Here is a 2,302-nt window from a genome sequence, read left to right as displayed (position 1 = left end):
GGGCCGCACACCGCCGTGAGCTGCGTCACCCCACACCGGACGGGGCACCGCCCCGGCCCCGCCCGCCCTCCTCCCGGGATCCGGGCGGTGGCCGGACGCCGGGGCGTGTCCGTGCCGGAGGAGGGGTGCTGTCCGTCGGTCGTGGCCGGCCGCCTCCCGGGAGCCGGGCGGTGGCCGGACGCCGGGGCGTGCTCGTGCCGGAGGGGTGCCGTGCGTCAGTCGTGGCCGTCCGGGCGGGGGCCGGGCGGTGCCGTGCTGGAGCGTTCCACCAGGCGGGTCGACAGTTCCGTGCGGGTGCTCTCCGGGCGGTGGCCGTCCATCATGCGCAGCAGCAGCCGCAGCGCCGTCGCCGCCATCTCGGACAGGGGCTGGCGGACCGTGGTCAGGGCCGGGGTGAGCCAGCGGGCCTCGGGCAGGTCGTCGTAGCCGACCACGCTCATGTCGTCCGGTACGCGCAGACCCCGCTCGGCCAGGGCCTCGTAGACCTCCAGCGCCATCCGGTCCGAGCAGACGAAGACGGCCGTGGGCGGCTCGGGCAGATCGAGGAGTTCGCGCACGCGGCGGCCGGCCGCGCCCTCACCGGAATCGGCGTGCCGGACGTACTCGGGGCGGTGCCGCACCCCCGCCGCGGCGAGAGCCGAGCGGTAACCGGCGATCCGCGCGTCGGCGCACAGCGTGTGCCGGTGACCGGCCACGACCGCGATGCGCTCGTGTCCCAGGGCCAGCAGGTGCTCGGTCGCCGTCACCCCGCCCCGCCAGTCCGCCGCGCCCACCGAGACCACGCCCGCCGGCGGTTCGAGCACCGGGTCGATCATCACGAACGGGATGCGGTGCTGCTGGAGCCACGCGTACTGCGGCTCGCTCAGCTCGGCCAGGTGGAACAGCACCCCCGACGAGCCCCGCAGGACGAGTTTGTCCAGCCACCCCCGCTCCGGCCGCTCCAGCCGCTCCGCACGGCTCCGCGTCAGGGCCGCCGAGACGACGAGCTCGAGACCCGCGTCGTCCGCCGCCTCCTCCGCGCCGTGCAGCACCGCGCCCGACCCGGAGGTCTCCAGCGAGTGCACCACGAGGTCCACCAGACGCGGCGCCCTCCCGCCGTCGAACCGGGGCCTCCTGATGTACCCGAGCCGGTCCAGTGCCTCGGTGACGCGGCGGCGGGTCTCGGGGGCCACGTCCTCGCGGCCGTTGACCACCTTGGACGCGGTCGGCACGGACACCCCCGCTTCCCGGGCCACCACCGCCAGCGTCGGCCCGGCCGTCACGCCGGCACTCCCCGCACGGACCATCGAGCACCCACCTCTTCGAATAGAAAGCGCTTCCTACTGTAGATCCGGTGCGCCGGGGCGGGAAGAACTCTCACGCGTACCCAGGAATACCGGGGGGCGTGGAGGCGCTCCCGTGTTACCGGCGGGTCCGGCCGGTGCGTGACGCGGCGCGGCGCGGTGAAGGGCTGGTGGGCACATGACGGCGGACCGGGCGAATCCTCCCGTGACCGGAACCCCGTACGGAGCCGTCCGCGGCCGCTGGGAGCGGGGCGTGGCCGTCTTCCGGGGCATCCCCTACGCGGCGCCCCCCTTCGGCCCCCGCCGCTTCCGCCCGCCCGTTCCGCCCGAGCCCTGGGACGGCGTGCGCGAGGCCGCCGCCTTCGGACCGACGGCCCCGAAGCCCCCGTACTCGGAGGCCTTCGCACGGTACCTGTCCGACCCGGCCGTCCCCGGCGACGACTGCCTCAACCTCAACGTCTGGACCCCCGCCCCCGCCCCCGGAGCCCGTCTCCCCGTCCTCGTATGGCTCCACGGCGGCGCCCTGACCAGGGGCTCCTCGGCGGTCCCCGTCTACGACGGCCGCACCTTCGCCCGCGACGGCGTGGTGTTCGTGTCGGTCAACTACCGCCTCGGCGTCGAGGGCTACGGCCTCTTCCCGGACGCCCCCGCCAACCCCGGCCTGCGCGACCAGCTCGCCGCGCTGCGCTGGGTCCACGAGTCGATCGGCGCCTTCGGCGGCGACCCGGACCGCGTCACCCTCGGCGGCCAGTCCGCCGGGGCGATCAGCACGGGCGCGCTCGTCGCCGCCCCGCAGGCCCGGGGACTGGTCCGCCGGGCCGTCCTGCAGAGCGGCCCGCCCGAGACCACGGACCGCGACAAGGTGCGCCGCATGGTCCGCCGCATGGCGCACCGCCTCAAGGTCCCCGCCACCGCCGAGGCCTTCGCCGCCGTCGACCGCGACCGGCTCCTCCGCGTCCAGGCCGACATCGGCCGTCTCAGCAGCCCGATACTCGGCGGCCCCGCCTTCGGCATCGTCA

At 76.1% G+C, this 2,302-nt stretch carries 2 protein-coding genes; one reads left to right on the top strand and one right to left on the bottom strand.

Going from position 1 to position 2,302, the window contains the following annotated elements; genetic code table 11:
* Positions 1-215 precede the first annotated feature (215 nt).
* Positions 216-1,286: a LacI family DNA-binding transcriptional regulator gene (locus B7767_RS40655; protein WP_085576285.1), complete on the bottom strand. Its 1,071-nt coding sequence runs from the start codon at positions 1,284-1,286 to the stop codon at positions 216-218.
* A gap of 175 nt (positions 1,287-1,461) precedes the next feature.
* Here B7767_RS40655 and B7767_RS40650 point away from each other — a divergent pair.
* Positions 1,462-2,302: carboxylesterase family protein (locus B7767_RS40650; RefSeq protein ID WP_179167519.1), on the top strand; the 841-nt coding region annotated here is incomplete at its 3' end.

This window comes from Streptomyces sp. 13-12-16, from assembly GCF_002114215.1.
In the GTDB taxonomy this organism is placed as follows: domain Bacteria; phylum Actinomycetota; class Actinomycetes; order Streptomycetales; family Streptomycetaceae; genus Streptomyces.
Note: the sequence above shows the minus strand (reverse complement) of the source record. Positions and strands in the feature narration are given on the sequence as shown.

Coding starts and splice junctions, on each gene's coding strand:
- B7767_RS40655 (WP_085576285.1), bottom strand. CDS start 1,286: ATGGTCCGTGCGGGGAGTGCCGGCGTGACGGCCGGGCCGACGCTGGCG.